23 protein-coding genes and 1 other annotated feature are annotated in these 21486 nt (G+C 36.7%); of the genes, 11 read left to right on the forward strand and 12 right to left on the reverse strand.

Going from position 1 to position 21486, the window contains the following annotated elements; all coding sequences use genetic code 11:
- Positions 1 to 32 precede the first annotated feature (32 nt).
- Complete coding sequence (locus tag ACIQX2_RS15835; protein ID WP_402852495.1) at positions 33 to 1001, reverse strand: 2-hydroxyacid dehydrogenase; 969 nt, start codon at positions 999 to 1001, stop codon at positions 33 to 35.
- Positions 1002 to 1131: 130 nt separating this feature from the next.
- On the opposite strand from ACIQX2_RS15835, the gene ACIQX2_RS15840 reads away from it, so the two are divergent.
- The 5 genes from ACIQX2_RS15840 to ACIQX2_RS15860 all read left to right on the forward strand — a co-directional run bounded on the left by ACIQX2_RS15840 (position 1132) and on the right by ACIQX2_RS15860 (position 5066).
- Complete coding sequence (locus tag ACIQX2_RS15840; RefSeq protein WP_402852498.1) at positions 1132 to 2010, forward strand: LysR family transcriptional regulator; 879 nt, start codon at positions 1132 to 1134, stop codon at positions 2008 to 2010.
- A gap of 16 nt (positions 2011 to 2026) precedes the next feature.
- Positions 2027 to 2191 (forward strand): glycerate kinase, encoded by a 165-nt coding sequence (locus ACIQX2_RS15845; RefSeq protein WP_402852764.1) that lies wholly within the window; start codon positions 2027 to 2029, stop codon positions 2189 to 2191.
- Positions 2192 to 2304: 113 nt separating this feature from the next.
- A complete protein-coding gene (locus tag ACIQX2_RS15850) occupies positions 2305 to 2577 on the forward strand; it encodes a YciI family protein (RefSeq protein ID WP_402852501.1) in 273 nt (90 codons plus the stop codon).
- A 567-nt stretch (positions 2578 to 3144) separates the two neighbouring features.
- Positions 3145 to 4170, forward strand: a complete 1026-nt coding sequence (locus tag ACIQX2_RS15855; protein WP_402852504.1) for a tripartite tricarboxylate transporter substrate binding protein — start codon at positions 3145 to 3147, stop codon at positions 4168 to 4170.
- Positions 4171 to 4283: 113 nt separating this feature from the next.
- Positions 4284 to 5066: a class I SAM-dependent methyltransferase gene (locus ACIQX2_RS15860; protein ID WP_402852507.1), complete on the forward strand. Its 783-nt coding sequence runs from the start codon at positions 4284 to 4286 to the stop codon at positions 5064 to 5066.
- 93 nt (positions 5067 to 5159) lie between these two features.
- Here the strand turns inward: ACIQX2_RS15860 and ACIQX2_RS15865 are convergent, their stop codons facing one another.
- Together ACIQX2_RS15865 and ACIQX2_RS15870 are read right to left on the reverse strand one after the other, a co-directional pair.
- Positions 5160 to 5861: a response regulator gene (locus ACIQX2_RS15865; RefSeq protein WP_402852509.1), complete on the reverse strand. Its 702-nt coding sequence runs from the start codon at positions 5859 to 5861 to the stop codon at positions 5160 to 5162.
- Between the two features lie 14 nt (positions 5862 to 5875).
- A complete protein-coding gene (locus ACIQX2_RS15870) occupies positions 5876 to 7465 on the reverse strand; it encodes an ATP-binding protein (RefSeq protein ID WP_402852512.1) in 1590 nt (529 codons plus the stop codon).
- 540 nt (positions 7466 to 8005) lie between these two features.
- Between ACIQX2_RS15870 and ACIQX2_RS15875 the strand changes: the two genes are divergently transcribed.
- Positions 8006 to 8332 (forward strand): phosphoribosyl-ATP pyrophosphohydrolase, encoded by a 327-nt coding sequence (locus tag ACIQX2_RS15875; RefSeq protein WP_402852515.1) that lies wholly within the window; start codon positions 8006 to 8008, stop codon positions 8330 to 8332.
- Positions 8325 to 8483, forward strand: a complete 159-nt coding sequence (locus ACIQX2_RS15880) for a phospholipase D-like domain-containing protein (RefSeq protein ID WP_402852518.1) — start codon at positions 8325 to 8327, stop codon at positions 8481 to 8483. The genes ACIQX2_RS15875 and ACIQX2_RS15880 overlap by 8 nt, the downstream gene beginning before the upstream one ends.
- Positions 8484 to 8604: 121 nt before the next feature.
- Here ACIQX2_RS15880 and ACIQX2_RS15885 read toward each other — a convergent pair whose 3' ends face one another.
- The 3 genes from ACIQX2_RS15885 to ACIQX2_RS15895 form a co-directional block, all read right to left on the reverse strand.
- Entirely contained in the window at positions 8605 to 9633 is a 1029-nt protein-coding gene (locus ACIQX2_RS15885; RefSeq protein ID WP_402852521.1) for an McrC family protein, read from the reverse strand.
- Position 9634: 1 nt separating this feature from the next.
- Positions 9635 to 12184: an AAA family ATPase gene (locus ACIQX2_RS15890; protein ID WP_402852524.1), complete on the reverse strand. Its 2550-nt coding sequence runs from the start codon at positions 12182 to 12184 to the stop codon at positions 9635 to 9637.
- A 181-nt stretch (positions 12185 to 12365) separates the two neighbouring features.
- Positions 12366 to 13076, reverse strand: coding sequence for a nuclease-related domain-containing protein (locus tag ACIQX2_RS15895; RefSeq protein WP_402852527.1), 711 nt, complete (start codon positions 13074 to 13076; stop codon positions 12366 to 12368).
- A 437-nt stretch (positions 13077 to 13513) separates the two neighbouring features.
- Here ACIQX2_RS15895 and ACIQX2_RS15900 point away from each other — a divergent pair, with 437 nt between their 5' ends.
- Positions 13514 to 14284, forward strand: coding sequence for an NRDE family protein (locus ACIQX2_RS15900; RefSeq protein WP_402852530.1), 771 nt, complete (start codon positions 13514 to 13516; stop codon positions 14282 to 14284).
- 92 nt (positions 14285 to 14376) lie between these two features.
- Positions 14377 to 14629 (forward strand) — a binding site (T-box leader).
- 70 nt (positions 14630 to 14699) lie between these two features.
- Complete coding sequence (gene brnQ, locus ACIQX2_RS15905; protein WP_402852533.1) at positions 14700 to 16025, forward strand: branched-chain amino acid transport system II carrier protein; 1326 nt, start codon at positions 14700 to 14702, stop codon at positions 16023 to 16025.
- Between the two features lie 50 nt (positions 16026 to 16075).
- Here the strand turns inward: brnQ and ACIQX2_RS15910 are convergent, their stop codons facing one another.
- From ACIQX2_RS15910 to ACIQX2_RS15925, 4 genes are all read right to left on the reverse strand, one after another.
- Positions 16076 to 16621 (reverse strand): histidine phosphatase family protein, encoded by a 546-nt coding sequence (locus ACIQX2_RS15910; RefSeq protein ID WP_402852536.1) that lies wholly within the window; start codon positions 16619 to 16621, stop codon positions 16076 to 16078.
- 248 nt (positions 16622 to 16869) lie between these two features.
- Entirely contained in the window at positions 16870 to 17028 is a 159-nt protein-coding gene (locus tag ACIQX2_RS15915; protein WP_402852539.1) for a hypothetical protein, read from the reverse strand.
- Between the two features lie 177 nt (positions 17029 to 17205).
- Entirely contained in the window at positions 17206 to 18039 is an 834-nt protein-coding gene (locus tag ACIQX2_RS15920; protein WP_402852542.1) for an alpha/beta fold hydrolase, read from the reverse strand.
- A 182-nt stretch (positions 18040 to 18221) separates the two neighbouring features.
- Complete coding sequence (locus ACIQX2_RS15925; protein WP_402852545.1) at positions 18222 to 18971, reverse strand: SDR family NAD(P)-dependent oxidoreductase; 750 nt, start codon at positions 18969 to 18971, stop codon at positions 18222 to 18224.
- 115 nt (positions 18972 to 19086) lie between these two features.
- Between ACIQX2_RS15925 and ACIQX2_RS15930 the strand changes: the two genes are divergently transcribed.
- Both ACIQX2_RS15930 and ACIQX2_RS15935 read left to right on the forward strand, forming a co-directional pair.
- Positions 19087 to 19719: a TetR/AcrR family transcriptional regulator gene (locus ACIQX2_RS15930; protein ID WP_402852548.1), complete on the forward strand. Its 633-nt coding sequence runs from the start codon at positions 19087 to 19089 to the stop codon at positions 19717 to 19719.
- Between the two features lie 36 nt (positions 19720 to 19755).
- Positions 19756 to 20289 (forward strand): dihydrofolate reductase family protein, encoded by a 534-nt coding sequence (locus ACIQX2_RS15935; RefSeq protein WP_402852551.1) that lies wholly within the window; start codon positions 19756 to 19758, stop codon positions 20287 to 20289.
- A gap of 51 nt (positions 20290 to 20340) precedes the next feature.
- Here ACIQX2_RS15935 and ACIQX2_RS15940 read toward each other — a convergent pair whose 3' ends face one another.
- On the reverse strand, positions 20341 to 20973 hold the full coding sequence (locus ACIQX2_RS15940; RefSeq protein WP_402852554.1) for a LysE/ArgO family amino acid transporter: 633 nt from the start codon (positions 20971 to 20973) through the stop codon (positions 20341 to 20343).
- A gap of 11 nt (positions 20974 to 20984) precedes the next feature.
- A complete protein-coding gene (locus tag ACIQX2_RS15945; RefSeq protein ID WP_402852557.1) occupies positions 20985 to 21425 on the reverse strand; it encodes an Lrp/AsnC family transcriptional regulator in 441 nt (146 codons plus the stop codon).
- Positions 21426 to 21486 lie beyond the last annotated feature (61 nt).

The following is a 21486-nucleotide window of genomic DNA, read 5'->3' on the forward strand; positions in this document are numbered from 1 at the left end:
TTAAAACTCCCTCTTTCTTCAACTCATAGATTTCAATAGGACACTTCCACCAGGTTACTAGGGCGCTTCTCATTTTCTACATTTCTTATATTTTCAAAAGCTATAGCCAGCACTTTTTCCAGTGCATCTCTTGTCCCACCTGCTATATGCGGGGTAGCTAATACGTTGTCGAATTTCAGCAAGGGATTATCGGCGTTGACCGGTTCGTGTGCCCAAGTATCAATTGCAGCCCCGAGCAAACGCTTATTTTCTAAAGCGTCCGCTAAATCTCTTTCATTGATGATCCCTCCCCTGGAGACGTTCACCAGCACAGCGGTAGGTTTCATCAAACTTAATTCTTTTTTGCTTATTAAATTTTCAGTAGAGGGCAACAAAGGAATATGCAAGCTGACAATATCCGCTTTTGACAACAGCTCATCTAATGATCTGAACTGAATTTTTCTCTCGGTTTCTTCAGCAGCTGATAATCTATGTGCATCATAATAGAGAACATTCGCTCCAAACTTTTGAGAAAGTTCAGCCACTTTTTTTCCGATATGCCCTATACCAATCACACCGTGCGTTTTCCCGCTGATTTCATACATGGAGGAACGGTATTCGAACATTTTCCATTCCCCGCTTTTGGTTAGTCGATCGAGGTGATGCAGTTTTCTATACAAACTAAGGATCATCCCGAATGTGGCTTCAACGACACTTGTTGCATTCACCCCCAGAGTATTGGCGACTTTGATGCCGAGCAGGTCTGCCGCTTTCAAATCAATGTTATCTACTCCACTACCCGTTTTCTGAATTAGCTTCACTTTCTTTGCATACTGCAGTAATTTTTCAGTTATCGGATAAGAAGCTGTAACCAAGTAGTTCGCCTGTTCCAATTCCTGCAGCTGTCTAGCTTTATCCAAGTCAGTCCAATAGATTATCTGCATATCGTCACTGCTGTACTTACTTAGGATGCTCCGCACTTCTTCGGTAGCGCTTTCAAAATATATTATCCTCACATTCATCTCTTACACTCCTAAAATTTTAGAATCTTTTAAATATTAGTTAATTTCATATTAAATAGTATCTTCCACTATGTAAAATGAATTATAATACTATTAAATACCAAAAATTTTGCTATTTAGGAGGTTGAGCATGATATTTCAAAATATCGATACGTTTTTAATGGTCGCTCAATGTAAATCCCTTAGTGGGGCAGCTAAAGAACTTCACTGCGCCCAAACCACTGTCAGCCAGCGTATCAAGAATCTGGAGGACGAATTCGGCTATCAACTTTTAGAGCGAGGGAAAGGAAAAAAAGAAATAATCTTAACGCCCATGGGAGAGGAATATTATAAAATGGCTGAAGAGTGGAATCGTATACTGCATGAAGCCAGACTCATACAAGCCCGGGGAGAGAAACTTTCAATAACGACTGGCGCAGTCGACAGCATCAACAATTTCCTGTTGCCAAAGGTGATTCAGAACTTGAATAACAATCAGCTTAATCTGCAGCTAAGCATTCATACATTGCATTCTGTCCACCTGTATTCAGAAGTTGAAAAAAGGCAGCTCGATATTGCTTTTTCACTTCAAAATCGAGCACACCCAAATGTGCAGGTGGAAAAGTATTTCGAAGCTGAGATGGTGGTTCTTATTTCTATAAATAACGACAATTTCAAATCGGAAAAAATACACCCTAAAGACTTGGATTCAAATTACGAATTATTTATGCCTTTTGGGCTTGAATATCAAGCCTGGCATGCCTATTGGTGGGACCCTTTAGCGACGTCGCGGGTAAGAATAGATTGTACCCCTCTCATGATTGGCTTATTGCAGAATCCCAGCCAATGGGCAATCGTACCAAAGCACATAGCTGAAGGGGCTGCAGAAACAGGGAATTATAAATTCTATAATCTGGAGGATCCTGCACCACCTTACACTGTCTATAAACTGACACATAAAAAAGCTACAAGCCTTACGAGAAAGTCGATTGATATATTCGATAAATACTTCAAATTTGCATATGATTAAAATAAATATCTACTGAATTAAACATTTTGCTAAAGTTGTTTCTAATGAGCTTGATCTAGATATTCATAATATTGCCGGTGCCGCCGGAGGATTAGGAGCCACATTTTCAGGTTTCTTACATGCACACCTTCAATCTGAGATCGAACTAGTATTAGAAATCATTGAAAAAGCCATGGATTAAAGCCTGACGTACAACAATTTAAGATCCACAACAAATCAGCTATTGAGGTCGCTTCAAGTAGTTCTACCAACGTGAATATGTAACCCTTATCATTATGGAGAGGATGATTATAAATGAGATATTTCGCTGTTCTTTTGCCGATGTTGAATTCGGAGAAAAGCTTAGAGTACCGTGAACAACATCTTCATTATTTAGATCAAAAGCGCATTGAAGGAAAGATAATTGCCAATGGGCGATTCGCTGATGGTTCAGGGGGATTAGTCATCTATCGAGTTGCCTCATTGGAAGAAGTGGAACAAATCACTAAACAAGACCCTTATGTTCTTCAAGGAGCGAGAGGATTTGAAATTCACGAATGGGATATGGTCAGCGACGCATTAATGTAAAAAGACGTACAAAGGTGATATTGTTGCATAAAATTACGTTAATGGCCGGAAGTATTTAAGGATTTCATTGTCGTATCCCAAGTTTTAATTATTAAATAAAACTCAAAAATCCTTTCGTAAAATTACACCTTTACGAACTGTTTTAGATTTCTCATATTTAATCGTTTCTATAGTTTGTAAAACTATAGAATACTTTATGAACGTTCATGTTTTCTAACACACTTTCACGAACTCTTTGGGGTAGAATAAAAAACTCAATCAAAATTGAGTGGGGCTTTAAGTTTTGGACCATGCTTAAAAAATAAACAAGAAAATCATAACATTCACTTTTGTTTGAATTTACATAAATGTTTCTAACACAGGGTAGCTATCAATTTATTTCGGGTGCCCACATTAAACACGAATGTTTCTGACACATCGACGATAATCCTTAATTAGTTTTGTGAAAAATATGAAAATAACGAAAATTATATACATTTATATCGTAAACGTTAATAATCTATTCACATATTTATAGGGATGCTACTATTCATTATGTAAGCGTTACCAAAACCAAGGAGGGAAATTGTGAATACAAACTTTAAAAAACTAGGATTATTGTTAGCAAGCAGTGTTTTATCACTTAGTCTTGTAGCTTGTGCAAGTCCAGAAACTTCAGCAAAGAAAAGTGAAGGAAATAACTATCCCGAAAAACCATTAACCGTAATTGCTCCTTCAGGTGCAGGTGGTGGTCTTGATACAACTGCCCGAGCTTTATCGAAAGCATTGATGGAGACAGGATTAACGAAAGAATCGTTGACAGTAGAAAACAAACCCGGGGGTGGTCAAGCTGTTGGACTTGCTGATTTTATAAGTCAGGATTCTGCAGATCCTTATCGCTTGTATCTTCCTTCTGTTCCTTTACTGATAAATAACTTAAAAAAAGAAGGAAACAGTCCTTATTCTTATAAAGACTTAACACCTTTAGCGCAACTTACAAAAGATTATGGTGCCATTATTGTACCAGCTGATTCAAAATATACAGATTTGAAGTCTCTATTCGATGATTTAAAGAAAGATCCTGAATCCCTTGTTTTGGCGGGCGGCTCAGCACCTGGCTCTCAGGATCATCTCGTAGCCATGCTTCCTGCTGTAAAAGCGGATGTTGATGTTACTAAGATAAGATATGTCTCCTATGATGGTGGAGGCGAAGCAATGACTGCTCTAATTGGTGGAAATGCCGATATTCTTGCTACTGATATTTCTGGTGCTGGAGAATTTTTAAAAGCAGGGAAAATACGTGTGCTTGGTGTTTCTTCTTCCGAAAGATTGAAAGGAACTTATGCGGAAATACCGACATATAAAGAAGCTGGAATAGATGCTGAATTTACAATTTGGCGTGGTCTTTTCGGACCAAAAGATATGCCGCAATATGCTGTAGACTATTGGAACAAAACATTAACGGAATTAACAAAAACGGAAGAATGGAAGGAAGTTCTTGAAACGAATGGCTGGGAAGATGGCTATAAAAACAAGGAAGAATTCCAAACATTCTTAGAAGAACAAGAAGTTTTAGTACAAGAAATACTTGAATCATTAAATATGCAAAAATAACTTTTCTTTTGCACTTTCTAAGTAAGTTCAACATTTGATATGGGAAGAGGGTGCTCCTCTTCTCATTTTCTAATTGGCAAGCTTAACATCTATTTTAAAAAGGAGTATTCAAAATGAACAATCAAGTAGAGCCGATCAAAAATAAAGTGCAAGAGGTATTTAGTAAAAATGCGGAGAAGTATGTAACTAGTAGTACACATGCAAAAGGCTCCGATTTAAGCCTTATCCCTAGTTGGTTAGACCTTCCAACTAATTCGATTGTACTCGATATCGCGACAGGTGGTGGGCATGTGGTTAAAGCGGTAGCCCCATATGCATCACAAGTTTTTGCCACCGATTTAACATACCAAATGTTAGAGGTAGCTAAGCGCCACTTGAATCAGACAGAGTCAAATATTTCTTATGTAATTGCAGATGCAGAATCTCTACCATTTTTAGAAAACACATTTGATGCAGTCACTTGTAGAATTGCACCTCACCATTTCCCTCATCCCGACAAATTTGTAAAAGAAGTGGCAAGAGTGTTAAAACAGGGTGGAAGATTTTTACTTATTGACAACATTGCGCCTGAAGAAAAGGAATTAGACGAATTCGTTAACATTCTTGAGAAGTTACGCGATGAAAGTCATAACCGTAGTTGCTCTGTAAACGAATGGAAAACATGGTTGGAGGAAGCAGATTTAACTTTGTTAAAGGCTGAAGCACGTAAGAAAACTTTTGATTATCCTGATTGGGTAAGGCGTACAACGATGTCGGAGGAACAAGTCAAAAGAGTAGACTCACATCTGCTCCTCGCTAACGATAGGATCATTAACTATTTTTCAATCGAAATCTCATATGACAGTATTCAATCGATTACAATTGATGAATGGATGGCGTTAGCGATAAAAAAATAGAACTAGGAAAGAAGTACTGAATCTCGGATGGGTAACTCGTCCGAAACTTCCAGTATATTCTTTCCTAGTTTTTCTAATGTTTTATGTACAAGTTTACTTTTTACGATACCTTCTCTCAGGTCGGCCAATTGTTCCAAACATCACTTCTACCTCCAACTCACTATTGGACACTAAATACTCCAAATAACGTCTGACAGTAGAGTGACTCGCCCCAATTTTTTTGGCCAATTCTTCCGCATTCGTGCTAACACTCATTTCCTTTAATTTCTGTTTTACTTGTTTAAGGGTATGCTTATCTATGCCTTTTGGTAAGTCGTTCGTTTTAGTTTCCATTAGAATCGGTTCTTCACTTTTCTTCATTCTAAAAAAAGTATTTACGTCATCTTGTTGTACTGTTTCCAAGCTAGACAATTTCATCCTCGTTTTTTTATAATGCTCAAGTGTTTCCATGAACTTATCAAGCATAATTGGTTTCATCAAGTAACTGAATGCCCCACCCCTTATAGCTTCTTTTACGGTATGCACATCATTTGCTGCTGTAATCATGATCACATCAACATCTCTACACTTTTTTCTAATCTCCCACAATAGATCGGTTCCTTTTATATCTGGAAGAAATACATCTAGTAATATGAGGTCTGGGGTAAATACATTAAGTAGCTCTAATGCCTGTTTACCGGAACCTGTAGTAGCTACGACTTGAAAACCCTGTACTTTTTGAGTAAATTTTTTATAAATCATTGTTGCTGTCTCATCATCTTCAATAATTAGCACCTGAATTATTTTATTTGACATATAACCTCACCCTCTCACTTTTTAGGTATAGAAATGGTAAATCGGGCACCACCTGAATCACTAGTAGTTATATAAATTTGTCCTTGAAGGAGGTTTATTGTATTTTTAACAATTGCCAGTCCAAGACCGTGATTTTCCCCTTCTTTTGTAGTGAAACCCTCTTCGAAAATCTTTTCTAGCCATTCTTCTTGAACGCCTTCCCCGTTATCTTCTATATCAAAAATGATGTCGCTTCCAAAGTCGGTAAATGACACTTTTACATATGCTTTATCCCCTTTGGCCTTGCTTGCTGATTCCATTGCATTATCTATTAAATTACCAAGCACCGTTAATAGTAATTTTGTATTTAAAGAAGGAGGAATTTGTTTCAAGTTACTGTGTTTATCAATTTCAAATTCAACCTTTAACTCTTTTGATCTATTAATTTTTCCAAGAAGACAAGCGGCTATAAAAGGATCTTTTACAGAAGCAGATAGGAAAATCACTATATCCTGCCTCTCTTTAACTTCTTCGGAAATAAGTTTCCTTACTTCCTCATATTCCTCTAGCGTTATTAGTCCATAGATCGTATTTAGCTTGTTTAAATATTCATGATTTTGAGCACGCATATTGTCAGATATACCCTTTATTGTTGACAGTTCATCTATTATTTCTTCAATCTCCGATACAGGCCTAATCGTTAATACAGCCCCGCTTGCCTGTTCCTTCAGCAAAATTGGAGCAGCATCTACCATATATAGCTGATGCCCAAATAGAAAGTTTTGATTGACTGAGCTTTGTTTAGTTTGAAGAATTGTATCAATCATCTTAATTAACCGGATGTTAATAATTTTCCCACCGGTTTCTATTTGATCATCTCTTAGCATTTCTCGTGCCCGCTTATTCATAGACGTTATTTCGTATCGTTTGTTTACCGCAATTGTAGCGTCACGTATAAATTCAATCGTTGCTTCTTTTTCTTTAAATAAAAAGGAAATTTCTTCTGGCTCTAGATTGAAAATTAGTTTTTTTACCCTTCTTGCAATAATGACAGCTCCTATGAAACCAATTAATACAATGAATATCGAAAACCCAAATAATTTGAAACGGTATTCTTCCACTCTTCTATGTGATTCAGAATTTAAAAAACCAACCGAGGAAACCCCTATGATATTTTTGTCCCTATCAAAAATAGGTGTTTTCGCTTTAATAGCCGAGCCCGAAATTCCAGTTCCTTCATATATAATAGAAGCTCCTTCTTCAAAAACTTGACGATTACTTGTCCCCATCTGTTTTCCAATATTTTCAATCAAATGATGGGAGTATCGAATATTTTCTTTATTTCCAATGACCACGTAGCCCGCTCCAGTTGATTTACGAATTTCCTCTGCAATCGGCTGGATAGTCAAGGAAGGATTGGGATCATCGAATGCCTCTATAATTTCTTCTTTTTGAGCAACCATTTTTGCTACAGTCATCGCCTGATTCCCTAGTGATTTTTCCGTTATGTTTTCTATCATGGAAGAAAATATAGCGCTTACAGAAAACACCGTTAGAATAACCACAATTGATATAAGCCCGCTTATTTGGGTTAATAACTTTGGTTGTTTATATTTCCTCCTCACAGATTAGCCCTGCTTTCCTATATACCTTCTATGTACCAGTTACTTCTATTTATCATTGTTCAACTTTCCGAGCACAAACAATAGTTTTAAAAAACGCAGACTCTCATAAGCGGAGTCTGCATTTCTATTGCTCCCTGTGTAACGAGGGCGATAAATCACCGTCCCTCCACAAAGGTTCGACGGCTATCTCTGACCCAAGACCGACCGCACTTTTGCCGTTATCAGTTGTAGGACTGAATATTAGCGTATCCCGCCCTTTTTTATGTTCAAATTATGTCTTCACTAATTAAAATATGATTTTAATACATTATACTTAAATTATTAGCTTTATAACAGTTTTATTTACAGAACTTTCACAATACACTTGATAATTACATTATTTTAGTGTTTGCGTCTCCAGTACTCTTAATTGAGTAGTCTTTTTAGAATTTATGCGATCCCAACTACAACTAGAGAGACACCAGTTAAACTACTTCCCTATCACTCTCCTTTCAAATAATCCCAATTTTCTCTATAATAAAAGAAAAAGGAGTATGTCCAATGCCAGTTTACAACAAATTAGTACGCGACCTAATACCACAAGTCATCGAAAACGCAGGCAGCAAATTCACTACCCGCACACTAGATCCTTCCGAACACTTAACAGAAATTAAGAAAAAACTATATGAAGAAGTACAGGAATTCCAAGAAACGATGAACCACCAAGATGCATTAGAAGAACTAGCAGACATTTTGGAGCTAATCCACGCTGCCCTTCCTATTCATGAAGCAACTTATGAAGATCTAGAGAAAATTCGCATCGCGAAGAAAGAAAAACGTGGTGGATTTGAAGAAGGAATATATTTGATAGAGGTGGAGGATGAATAAGTTACGACTTATTACGTCGAATTTAAATCTGGATTTAACAAAGCTGTCTGCGGATGCAACTAGTATTTACTGGGTAACCGCATTCGCGATGAAATCAGGTGTTAAGTTAGTGCTCCCATCATTAAAGGAAGCACTAGCTAGAAATACATGACCAGGTAGAAATTTGAGAATTAGTAAAAGTTACCAGGTCTCTTACAGCTTAGACACTATCCTGAATTACTCTAGAACCTGGTACTGTAAAATTATTTATAAAACTAAATCTAGTGTATTAATCACACATTACTTAAACCTATCAATCTCTCATATATCCTCTTCCATGATTCATCCAAATTCACCGTCATGACTTTCATAGTGACACGTTCATTCCATTGATAGGTTTCATCTACATCTACTCCATTGTATGGATAAATCAGTACTCCTTGAACATCTATATCCTCACTTTGGTGCATCAGGTAAGTAAACAGTTGGTACATGTTATGGCTATGCAAAGATGCTTTCCCATGGAATTCTTGGAATACATTTTTGTAGAATTTAGCATCCATGACAATCTTTTTTGGTTCTCGTTTGTGTATCAATGAGATATCTGTTCTCATCGATGGCAGCAATGCGGTATTCCCTTCAAGTTTCCACTGCATTTGCTCTACTTTTACCCGATACTCTTTCTGCTCTATACTGTAAAAATGGAACAAGAATTTTTCAAATAATTGGTTCATCGAAGTCTCATTGAGTTGTGCCGAAAATAAGCTCCAATTTCCTTGCTTATGGGATAGTAATGTCAGTTCATGCAGTAATCTTGCAATATGAATCATTCGTTTGTAATGAACGGTATGGCGATGAAAATGACTTTTGGAAAACACCTCTTTTGTAAGGGCTACTTCATCCACATCCACAAGATATTCGATCAACTGAAAACTACGCCGGCGGGTCTCATCTTTGATGTACCGATTTTTGCTTAACATTACTAACGTTGCCTTCATCATTTGATTGAACAAAATATCTGGAGAGTACTCATCTTTTTCACAAACCATGAGTGGTTTTCTTGCCATAAGGTAACCTAGCGATTCATTGATCAGTATCTTGCCACCGAGTCTATTTGTATGTTCTTCTCGTGTTACGTAACTTCTTAGTAGGCCTCTTCTATTCAGAGAATCAACTTCTGCTAAGAAACGTTTGGCTAAAAAATCATATGTTATGAGATCTTCATCAACATCATTCAAACTATCCACAAATTCCGGCATTTCATTCACATAACTTAGTAAGCAAAACAAATTACGTATTGGTACTTTAAACGTTTGTTCCATGTCATATACCCTCTAACAATGTCTTAACTATTTCTGGACGATCAAAGAAATACTCCTCTAATAATGGTTGGACTTCATATTGCAGAATTCCATTAAACCAAACGGTCTCATCCATTCCTTCAGGTATAGATGTAAAAAATGAATGTCCTATAGTATAGCCACTACCTAATTGAAAATCACTTGAAATTTCTTCATTCCATTTTTCAACTGCATTTAAAATTCTTACTACTAACTCTGAGGAAACACCCTCTTTTAGCATAGCTTCCTTCCACTTTTCGTTGAAAGAAGGCTCTAAGGAAACGAAAGCAAATCTGCGACGTAATGCAACATCAAGTTGAGCAAGTGAACGATCGGCTGTATTCATTGTTCCGATTAGGTAGACATTACTTGGAACAGTAAATTGTTTTTTGGAATATCCCATTGTAACAAAATCATCTCGCTTATCTCTTTCAATTAGCATGAACAATTCGCCAAAAATCTTTGATAAGTTTCCACGGTTAATTTCATCGATAATGAAATAATAATCCTTTTCCGGGTTCTTCCATGCTTTCTCACAGAATTCATAAAATATACCATGCTGGAGAGAAAATCCATTGTTATCTGGGCGGAAACCCATTACAAAATCCTCATATGAATAGTTTTGGTGGAACTGCACCATTTCAACACGAGATTCGTCCCTTTCTCCCATCAAAGAATATGCAAGTCTCTTCGAAACAAATGTCTTCCCTACACCAGGAGGTCCCTGTAGAATGATATTTTTCTTATAATGAAGCAAGTTTGTAATTGTGTCATACTTTTTATGCTCAAAGAATACTTCTCTAAGAAAATCTTCTTTTGTATAAACAGGGAATTCTATTTCAACTTTATCTTCCATAATAATTTCCAAAGCAGCTTTTAAATTTGGTTTTAGCTTCCATACGAAAAATTGATTATCATATTCGCCTTCGAATAGTACATTCCAATAGACGTTGTTTCCATTATCTCTTAGATTAGGTTGTATATCCGTAGCCTCTAATACTCTTTTTGCTAATTGAACCACTGGCATATTAAAGGATGAATGATGTCTGTCTAAAGCAACAGAAAGTTGTGTCGCGGAAGCTTCTCCACCAAGCTCAACCATCTTTTTAAGATAAACTAAGTCAGACTCCAAGAAAATTTCATCATTTTGAATAAGCTCAAGCCAAGTATTTGTACTAGTTTCTGTTTCTGGTATATACTCTTCACCATTCTGAGTTACTGTATCAGGTTCACTCTTCACGGCTTCTTCCATCTTCTTTTTAAAACGATTGAAATTGAATTCTTCTATATTAAATATTTTTTCAACTGTTCCAACTCCACGTTTCGGATGCTGATCGCCATGCAATAAACCATAGCGAATCTTTTCCTCATCAATAGAGACAAAAAACTGAGGTGCAATTCGATGGCTTGAATACCTTTCTTCATATACAGCTAACCAACACTCAGACCCTCCGAAGTGTTGATTCCAATTAAAGCCGTTTAGAACTTTTCTTTCAACGAATTTTAGTCCGTTAAACGCTTCGAATCGTTGAATAGCCTCATGTATCTTCCGTTGTTCTTCCTTCACTCTCAACTTTTTATCAATGTAAAATAACTCAAATAGAATAGTGAAGTTAGTCCATGATTTTAATATGTTGGTTTCATATTTTACACTTACTCTTTCTTTTATATCTTCCAGTTCAGGAACGCTTAAAGAGCCCTCTTCCATTAACTTATCTAATACGATGAAACGGATTTGTTTTACTTTTTCTTCATTCCGATATTTTTCACGATAAGTCGATAACATTTCGGGACTGATTTTAGAAATAGAATCCAGCATCTCCTCTGGATGCCCTTTAAAATAGTGGATTTTCTTTGCTAGATCAAACAAATATTCAACAGCACTTTCGACTTTGATTTCATCAAATTGCGTGCTACAGAAAAAGTAATCTTGTATATCAAGCATAGTAAGTTTTGGATATTTATCTTTTAGACTTTCTAGTGTAATTTCACACATGGTAAAATACATATCATAATTTGCCTGAACGGAACTTAACTTTTCTTCTATTCCAAAAGATTTCTTCAAGTCTTTGAACACTTCTTCTTTATAAAGCGGATACTGTTTATAGTTATATGCTGCAAGCAAATATCCAAACAACGGTGCCCCTAAAGAAATTTTCGGATCAAATGCCTTACCAGCTTCTCTAAACTTCTCAATTCTTTCAATGATCCGAAAATCGGCATCATATAGTTGATTTAACAATTCTGCTACTTCAGTCGGTCTCGCATCTGCAAACTTTACTAAATCACCCGTATTACTCCAATGAACAAAACTCCCTGATTGCGGATTCTCTTTCTGTATTTTCTTCACTATATCTACAACGTTAAATTCAGTGATTTCAAGACCAACCAAAAATTCATTCACTCTCGATAAAATTTCTAACTTATATGACTCATCATATGTAGCGGTCTTTTTAAAATCCAAATACCTACGAAATGAAATATCTATGTAATTATCCTTTAGTAACGCTTTTTTTAATAACGATTGCTCCAATTAACACACTCCATTTCTTCTAAGTTATTATTCTATTTTCTACATGACTAGAAAAGATCAAAAAGCTTATGGAAGCATACAAAAACCTCCTTATTTACCCCCATTGCCTTTTTTCTTTATAGGTACCTAGAGAAAGTATCTTATTAGGTTGTCCTTGCTTTATTCCAAGCATTTTTTTCTTTTAGCGAGAAAACTTCTCTTTAATCTTTTCAGTATGTTGCTCTTTCACCGATTTATCTACCTTTTGATACTGTGATAGGAAATTATAAATTTTGTCGATGTAAGTGGCTTCCAGAGTGTTAGGGGAGCTTTGAATTTGTTGCTCCATTAATTTAGATAAATGATTACGTTTGATAACATAGGTATCTTTTGCTTCGCCGATGACTTTCTTCAGCTCACATCTTTCGCTGAATACAATGACAGATGTAAATTGTGCAGTTTCAATGGAAGGCAACAAAGCTTTCAGCGCTTTTATATGACCATTATTTTGCATGATAGGATTGTAAAAGGAAAACTTCTGTCCATTCGGAAAGGTTTGCATCCACTTTTGTGACTTTTCATCCCCGAAAATCCAGCCGCTATAATTTTTCGACTCGATCACGTAGATGCCGGTTTCATGAAGGTAGACCAAATCGATTTCAGTAGTTTGTTCTTTGCCGTTGGGAATGTAGATATTGAACAATGCTTTATGGTACCCCGGTAATTTTGCCAATTTACCGTAGGATGAGAATTCACCGTAATTACCTTTATTGAACATGGTAGAGAATAGGCCATTTCCGGTCTGTTCCTTATAAATAGAAATGACTGACTTCTGCTTGGGTTTGTCCGCGGGCTTACCTGCTGCAGCAGGGCTAAGTAAATATTCTACACGGCGGATTATTTTTTTAAACAAACGCGCACAACCTTTCGTATATTCTTTCTTAAATACGTTGATGACAGCTCAAATTGAAAATACATTACTTCAATAATTTATTCCTTCTATTTGAAAGAACACTAATATCTACCATTCTATTTAACTTAATATTATCACAATATTTAACTTTTTTACTGGACTTTCTTTATACAAATTGTATTTTTGCTTAAAAAATTCTTACCAACAAGATTAGTTCACACTAATAAGTAGTAAAAGAAAAATTGATACGAGGTTGAGGGAAGCCACCGTATACCACTGGTTAATGAATTTACCTAAATAATTTTGTTCCCTGTTTCAAAGTAACTTAATAATCAAAAAGGGGTCGCTATTTTAGTGACAACTTAGAGAATATAATAATGCTTTACATTATCTTTTAAGATAATATTAGTAAAAAGCTAGTTAAAGGAGTAATGGGAATGTGTTTAGTTAATTTTCATTTTCAGGATCATCCGTTTTATAAACTGATCGTGGTGGCCAATCGGGATGAGTTCTATGAGAGACCTACTGAGGCTGCTGGTTTTTGGGAGGATTATCCGAATATTTTGGGTGGTCGTGATTTGATGCATATGGGGACTTGGCTTGGCATGACGAGAGATGGTCGCTTTGCGGCATTGACGAATTATCGGGACCCCAATGAAGCACATGGACCATTTTCTCGTGGAGATATTGTGCGTGACTTTTTAGCTAATGATGATGCTCCAGTAGATTTTATTCAAAAACTTTCAAACCATAAAGAAAATTACGGTGGTTATAATGTCATTGTTGGTGATGGAAATCAATTGCTCCACTACAATAATGTTTTAGATCAAATGAATGAGATTACTCCTGGCACGCATAGTTTGAGCAATCACACATTGAATACTCCTTGGCCTAAGGTTGCAAAGGGCAAGAAGAGATTAAGTGAGTTTGTTCAATCCTGTCCTAGTGAAGTAGCCATAGATTCTCTGTTTGATATCATCTCGGATCAAACCATGGCGGAGGATGGAGAACTACCTGAAACCGGAGTCGGTTTAGAGATGGAGAGATTGTTGTCTCCTTTGTTTATTAAGAGCCCTAACTATGGCACACGTTCATCCACCGTTTTACTAATTGATAAAGAAAATCATGCTACATTTGTGGAGCGAACTTTTCAGAATGGAGACTTCCAAGTAGAAAATCGTTTTGCTTTCAAGATTGGTGAAATATAGGACTATCTATTCCTTCATGACTACTCACGCGAATAACACTTTTCTATGTATATTGACAATTCACTTTTCTGTTGGTAAGCTAATAAACAAATCCAAATTCGTTGAAGAGAATAAGTACGAATGGTCACTTAATCTTTAGAGAGTCGACGCTTGCTGAAAGTCGATGTTTAAGTCCTTTTCTGAAATCATCTCTGAGAAGCAAAATTGAACTTCTTGTAAATTTTGCCGGTTTATCCTCCGTTACCTTGGGATCACGTATGTTAGTACGTTGGCTGAGTGCTGGAATTTTTGTGAAAGACAAATTTCCGGAATTAGGGTGGTATCGCGAGTAATCTCGTCCCTTTCTATAGGGGCGAGTTTTTTTTGTGCCTTTTTTTCACTGAATATGGATCAATCTATTAAAGGAGTGAACGAAATGAATAAATCTAGAACGCTATTTGTAGGATTAATGTTATTTTCGATGTTTTTTGGGGCTGGTAATCTAATTTTCCCTCCATTTTTAGGTGTTAATGCTGGCACAAACTTTCCACTCGCAATTGCTGGATTTATCGTAACTGCGGTGGGTCTTCCACTACTTGTGTTAACTGCACTCTCTTTTGTTAAAGGCGGGGCTCGTACGCTAGCTGGTCGTATCCACCCTATTTTCGGATTAGTTTTTACGGTTATTGTGTATTTATCGATTGGACCGTTTCTGGGTATTCCCCGGAATGCTACACTTGCTTACGAAATGGGGTTAAAACCGTTTATCGCTGATTCTTCTGTTGCTTTATTTGGTTTTACAGCTGTGTTTTTTCTTCTTGTATTTTTAGTTAGTTTAAACCAAAGCAAAATGGTGGACCTTATGGGGAAAATTATTACGCCTCTTTTATTGCTAAGTATGATCGTATTAGTCGTGACAGGATTTAAGCAATTAAAAAATGGTTCGTTAGCTCCTTCGACACTAGAATATGAACAGAGTCCATTTTTGAAAGGATTTTTGGAAGGTTACAACACAATGGATGCCCTTGCCGCTCTTGCATTTGGAATTGTCATTTTGACTACGTTGAAGCAGCAAGGTGTTTCAGACGGTAAAATGATGCGAAGAGAAATGCTTAAAGCAGGGTTATTAGCTGGGGTCTTACTCGCAGTTGTGTACTGTTCTCTTGGATACATTGGAGTAGAAATGGCTGGAGTGGGTTCATTTGAAAACGGTAGTGTGCTCCTTACGGCAGCTTCTTCCTTGCTGTTTGGTCAATGGGGAAATTTGTTGCTAGGAATTATTTTTGTACTAGCTTGCTTCACTACTTGCGTAGGTTTAGTTTCGGCTTGTGGGAATTATTTTCATTCGTTATTGCCGAAAGCAAGCTATAAGAAAATTGCTTTGTTTTTTACATTCATTAGTTTCGGGTTGGCCAATTTTGGACTAAACACCATTTTATCTGTAAGTGTCCCATTTTTAGTAGCTACCTATTCCCTTACAATAGTGTTAATCGTATTATCTTTTTTTCACCCGCTATTTGGGGGTTCGTCCTATGTCTACGTCGGAGCAATTACGTTAACTGGAATAGTCGCTGTATATGATGGGCTAAAAGCATTTGGATTCAAATTTGGAATCTTTGATACCTGTATGGGCTATCTTCCATTCGCAGAGCTTGGTCTCGGATGGATTGTTCCTTCACTTGTAGGAACTGCAATTGGATATGGATTATATGTAATGAAAAGAAATCCCATGATCATCCAGAAACAAACTTTAGAGAAATAGCAGATTCTCCCTGTGTCACACACAGGGAGCAATTTTTAAGTGACCTTATTCTAGCTATCTAATTTACTCCAGTCAGCTAAAGATAATTTACTTACCACTTCATAACCGTTTCCCGTCCCTTTAGGCTTTATAATAGCTGTCTCCATATCAGCTAATTGACCTAAACCGACCCCCTCTGGGAAACTGTGAGCAACAATTACATTATTTTTTCCCTCTTCTGGAATTGTCTCTAAAACAGAACTAAGATTATTTAATATTCTTTGGCTATCACTAATAGGTAAGTTGCCACTCAACCTATATACCTCAAACCAAAAAGGATTAACATGAACGTTGCCGCTTCCAAATGCTAACTGCGCTGTTTCTATTGCTCTACAAAAAGGACTTACGGAAACTGGGGATTTAATCGGTATTTGTAAGTATTGAAGAATTTCTCCATAGTAAATAGCCTGCCTACGTCCCATTTCAGAAAGGTTTCTTTGCGTTAAACAGTCTTGAAAGTTTAAATTAGGTAAATCGTTTCCGACAGTCGCTTCGCCATGCTTTGTATAGAATATAAAACCTCCTTTTCTAAGGGAATTAAGTAATGGTCTATTCAAAGCATCTTCTCCTTTTATTTATTCATCCTAGGTTAAAATGTATGTTTTTTAACATAGGGTTATTAGGTTATTATCCAATAAAAAAACAAACAGGAATAATTAAACCTTTTCCTGTTTGCTTAGATTCTTGCACTCGAAATTAGAAAGAGCTTGTGAAAGTGACACCTTCACTTACACAAGCTCCTTTCTCTTACTATTTTCATGTTCTCTCCCCGTGTTAGGCACATGGAGTCAGTATATTTCTAGACTTATCTTCCACCGCGTTCATCTACATGATGATCGTTTTGACCATCTTTCACTTGAAGTTCTTCTTTCTGTTTTTCACTTAACTCATTCGGCTTTCCTTGCTCAACAGTTAGATCTTTTGAATTGGAGGTTTCCTTTTCATGATTGGACTCTTTTTTCATCAGATTCACCTTCCTTATATTCTTTCTATTATCTCTTTTCCCTAAAAGAGTTATTTCTAACATTTTTCTATACAAACTTAATGCAAACAATAAAAAACAGCCCTTTGCGTAAGCATATGGCTGTATAGTTAATCTCTATTTATTTTGTATTAAGAAACATATTAATTCGTGGATTCCTCAGAGGGAAGTTTTTTCATACAAAAACCGATCTACCAGCTCGTTAAATTGCTTACTATGCTCCCAGAACATCAAGTGTCCGCCGAGTACTTCTATAGAGGATTTCGGAGAAACGTTTTGCGTAAATTCAACTGCAGTAGCTGACCAATGTTCTGCAACAATCGTCAATGTTGGTACTGTTTCACTAGCTGTTCTCGCTTCTTCGCGATAATCAGAGAACATGCCCGAGGCAAATAAATTGGCGGCAATATAATAGGGCGTTTTTAAGGATTGCTCTACTAGCCAATTTAACTCGTCCTCGCTTACATCACGTTGCACCATGACGCTTGTTGTATATGCCTTCATAAATTCCCGTTGACCTGCTGGATTACGTAAGTATGTGTTATAGATGGCCCCAATATCATTAAGGGGACCCTCCACCCAATCTTCTAAATCGTTTGTCGACAATGCCTTTGGTGACATGTCAATAAAAATAAGTGATTTTACATTATCATAGCCGTTCTGTTTAAGATACTCCCAAACTGTTAAGCACCCGAATGACCAGCCTGCCAGTGTCACATTCTTTAATTGTAATGCATGTAGTACCTTGGCCAAATCCGTTCCGTGTGTTACATAATCATTTCCTTGTAACGTAATCGATGAGCGACCATGACTTCTTGGATCGATTACAATGACTCGATTTGTTTTGGCGAAATGTTCGACTTGATGGGTAAACACTTCGGTTGTAAATGTAAAGCCAGGGATGAAAACAATAGGATCTCCACTTCCTACATCTTGAACATATAATTCTACACCAGGATCTACTTCCACATACTTTCTTTCCGACACTGTCATATACTAGCCCCCTTATATTAAGAGCAGCAATAATAAAATTCTTGTCCACTCTTCGTTATCTACAGCCTATTCGAACAATGTGATAAAAATTCCATTTCCACATTCACTACCTACGCTCCTGTGTCACACAAAAAAGAGCTTGCAAAAGTGACTTTATCACTCTCACAAGCTCTTTTCTCTTATTATTTCGCTGTCACTCCACCATCTACCGGTAACTCAATACCTGTAATATGGTTTGCTTCGTCTGATGCTAGGAACAATACTGCAGTTGCTACTTCTTCTGCTTTTCCAAGGTTCGGAAGGGCAATTTGAGATAAGAAATAGTTCTTGAAATCTGGATGTTCCATATGTGGCGCACTCATTGGTGTGACGATATATCCTGGGTGTACGGAGTTAACACGGATATTTTTCTTACCGTAGTCAACAGCTGCTGCTTTCGTTATTGAACGAACAGCACCTTTAGAGGCTGTATAAGCTCCCGCTCCAGCCATCCCAGTTAATGCAGAGATGGAAGAAATGTTCACGATTGAACCACCTTCGTTTTTCTCCATCAAAGGAATCGCAAGTTGTATACCAAGCATCGTACCGTTGATGTTGATGGCATATGTACGTGCCCAGTCTTCTTCTGTCTGTTCCATGAAATCCTTCGCTAATGAGATTCCTGCATTGTTTACTAAGATGTCTAATTTGCCAAATGATTCAATTGTTTTGTTATAAACGTTTTCCCAATCTTCTTTAGATGCAACATTGTGCTTGATAGCAATCGCTTCTCCACCAGCTTCTTTAATCTGCGCGACTACTGCTTCTACTGCTTCAAAGTTAATGTCTGTTGCAACAACTTTCGCACCCTCTTTTGCAAAAATAAGTGCTTCTGCTTCTCCCATTCCGCTACCTGCTCCTGTAATTACCGCTACTTTGCCTGTTAATCTCATTTTATTCACCTCATGATTATATTTTGATAGTCTAACTATCACTTATTTTACTCCTGAAAATAGACAGATGCAAACTTAAACGATGTATAATAAAAAATATAAAGGAGGTTATCCAATGCCACTAAGTGTTCGAGAACAAAACAAATCTACACGTTATCAACATATCGTCTCTGCAGCAGAGCGCTTATTTCTTGAACTTGGATTAGATAGCGTCCAAATGCAAGATGTAGCTAAGGAAGCTGAAGTCGGTGTTGCCACAGTTTTTAGGTACTTTCCTAAAAAAGACAAACTTATTGTAGCTGTTGCTATTCAAAACCTTGAAAGAATACTTCCTGCATTCCAAAAGATTGCAAACTCACCTAAGACGGCATATGAACGGTTGGAGGATGTGTTAAATTACTTACTCGAAGATCCAGATGAGAGTAACTCTTCCAAGTTTAGGGAAGCCTTTGAAAGCTATGCTTCCTTTACAAAAGAGTCTTTACCAGATATTGAAGACTATATCGAAATTCAAAGCCAAATTAGCAATAGCCTTAACCCGATTTTGGAAGATGCGAAAACAGATGGATCCATTCGTACAGACCTATCCATTAAAGAAACACTTATAACTATCATTAATACTTTTGGTAATTTCGTAAATAATGTCGTCTTGAAAGCACCGATTTCCTTTTTGGAAGAAGATATAGAACCACATATTCAGCAACGTGTATTGAAAGATATTCTCTTATCCTATGTACGACCTGTTTAATGCTACTTTCTCTTTCAAATTAATCAAAGGAGGCTTATGATGAATCAAAGAAAAATCGTATTGTTCATTGCAACAAGCATAGATGGTTATATTGCAACAGAGAATGACTCTTTGGAGTGGCTATTTAAGGTCGAAGGTGAAGGCGATAATGGGTATTCCGACTTCTACGAAACAGTAGATACCGTAATTATGGGCAGGCGCACGTACGACTGGCTCCTAGAACAAGAATTGGAAAGCTTCCCTTATGAGGGCAAGGAATGCTACGTCTTCTCCAGAACCATCAGTGAGGGCAATGAGAACGTCAAATTCTTCAGCGGAGATGTAGTAGACTTTACGAATCAGTTGAAAAACAAAGAAGGTAAAAATATTTGGGTAATGGGTGGTGGAGATCTAATACATTCGTTTATCAATGAAAGATTAGTGGATGAGCTTATTATTACCGTATCACCTGTGTTAATCGGAAAAGGAATTCCTTTGTTCAAAGAAATCGATTTTGAATTAGAGCTTACATTAAAAAGCATTAATCGTTTCAATCAATTCGCTGAGCTGCATTATGAAGTGAAAAGATAAAGGAAAGGACAAGACAGGGAAGCTATTTCACCTGTCTTGTCCTCTGTTTATTTAACGGGAATCTAATTGGTCCTCATTTTGTCCCCATGCAGTACGTATTCCAAAGTACACCAACGAAATTCCAACAATTACATTTAATACCTTCAGAACAAATGGGTCCAAAAAAATAGAAAGAAAGCTACCAAGTATTGAAACAAACGTAAGAAAAATGAGGGTTGCTAACACTGCACCAAGTCCAAAAGAATATATATCCTTTTGCTTTATATTTTCTTCCACGAGCTTTGTTGCAAAAACACCCACCCAAAAAAGAATCGTTAATGGATTGGAGAGAGTTAAAACAAGCGTTTTCCAAAATACAGTTTCTATACTTTGTGAAGAGAGAATGTATAAGCTTGGGATGATTGATATCCCAAAAACTCCTGCTATGCTACTTAAACCAAACACAACAAGGATTGCTGCTCCAAAGTAACGAATGATTTCTTTCAATTTCCGATACTTATTCAGCATCTTCCCTATTCCAAAAATTGCTGCAAGTATATATAAGCCATCAATAATGGCTACCCCCAGCACACCCGTTTCTGCAGCTAAAAAACCAGATGTCGCTGCAGTCTGAAATATAAAAATGCAGATTGGTCCTACAGCAATCTGCAGAAACATTCCAAATCGAAGTCCTTTCCAAATCATCTGCTATTCTCCTACCTGTTTGATATTTCTTTTAAAGTAGATAAAACAATCAATGTATTGGATTTCTGAACCCCTTGAATGGATTTTAACTTTTCACTTAAAAAAATCTCTAACTTGCCCGTATCTTCTATCAATACCTTTAACATATAATCATATTCTCCTGCCAGATGATGGCATTCAATCACTTCAGAAAACTGAATAATCGATTCTCTAAATTGTTGGATATTAGCAGCATGATCGATATTTACAAATATAATTGCTAACAATTTATATCCCATTTTTTCACGGTTTATCTTAACTGTATACTGTTCAATGACGTTTGCTTCTTCTAGTTTTTTGATCCGTTCTGATACAGCAGGTATAGACAGATTTACTTTTTTGCTAATTTCCGAAGCTGTAGCTCTTCCATTGCACTTTAAAGCCTCTAGAATTTTCGCATCAATAATATCCATATTCCACTCTTCCTTTGATATCATATTTTAAGCTATTATAATTAATTTCTTTAAATTAATA

The organism is Psychrobacillus sp. NPDC096623 (assembly GCF_044762655.1).
GTDB lineage: Bacteria > Bacillota > Bacilli > Bacillales_A > Planococcaceae > Psychrobacillus.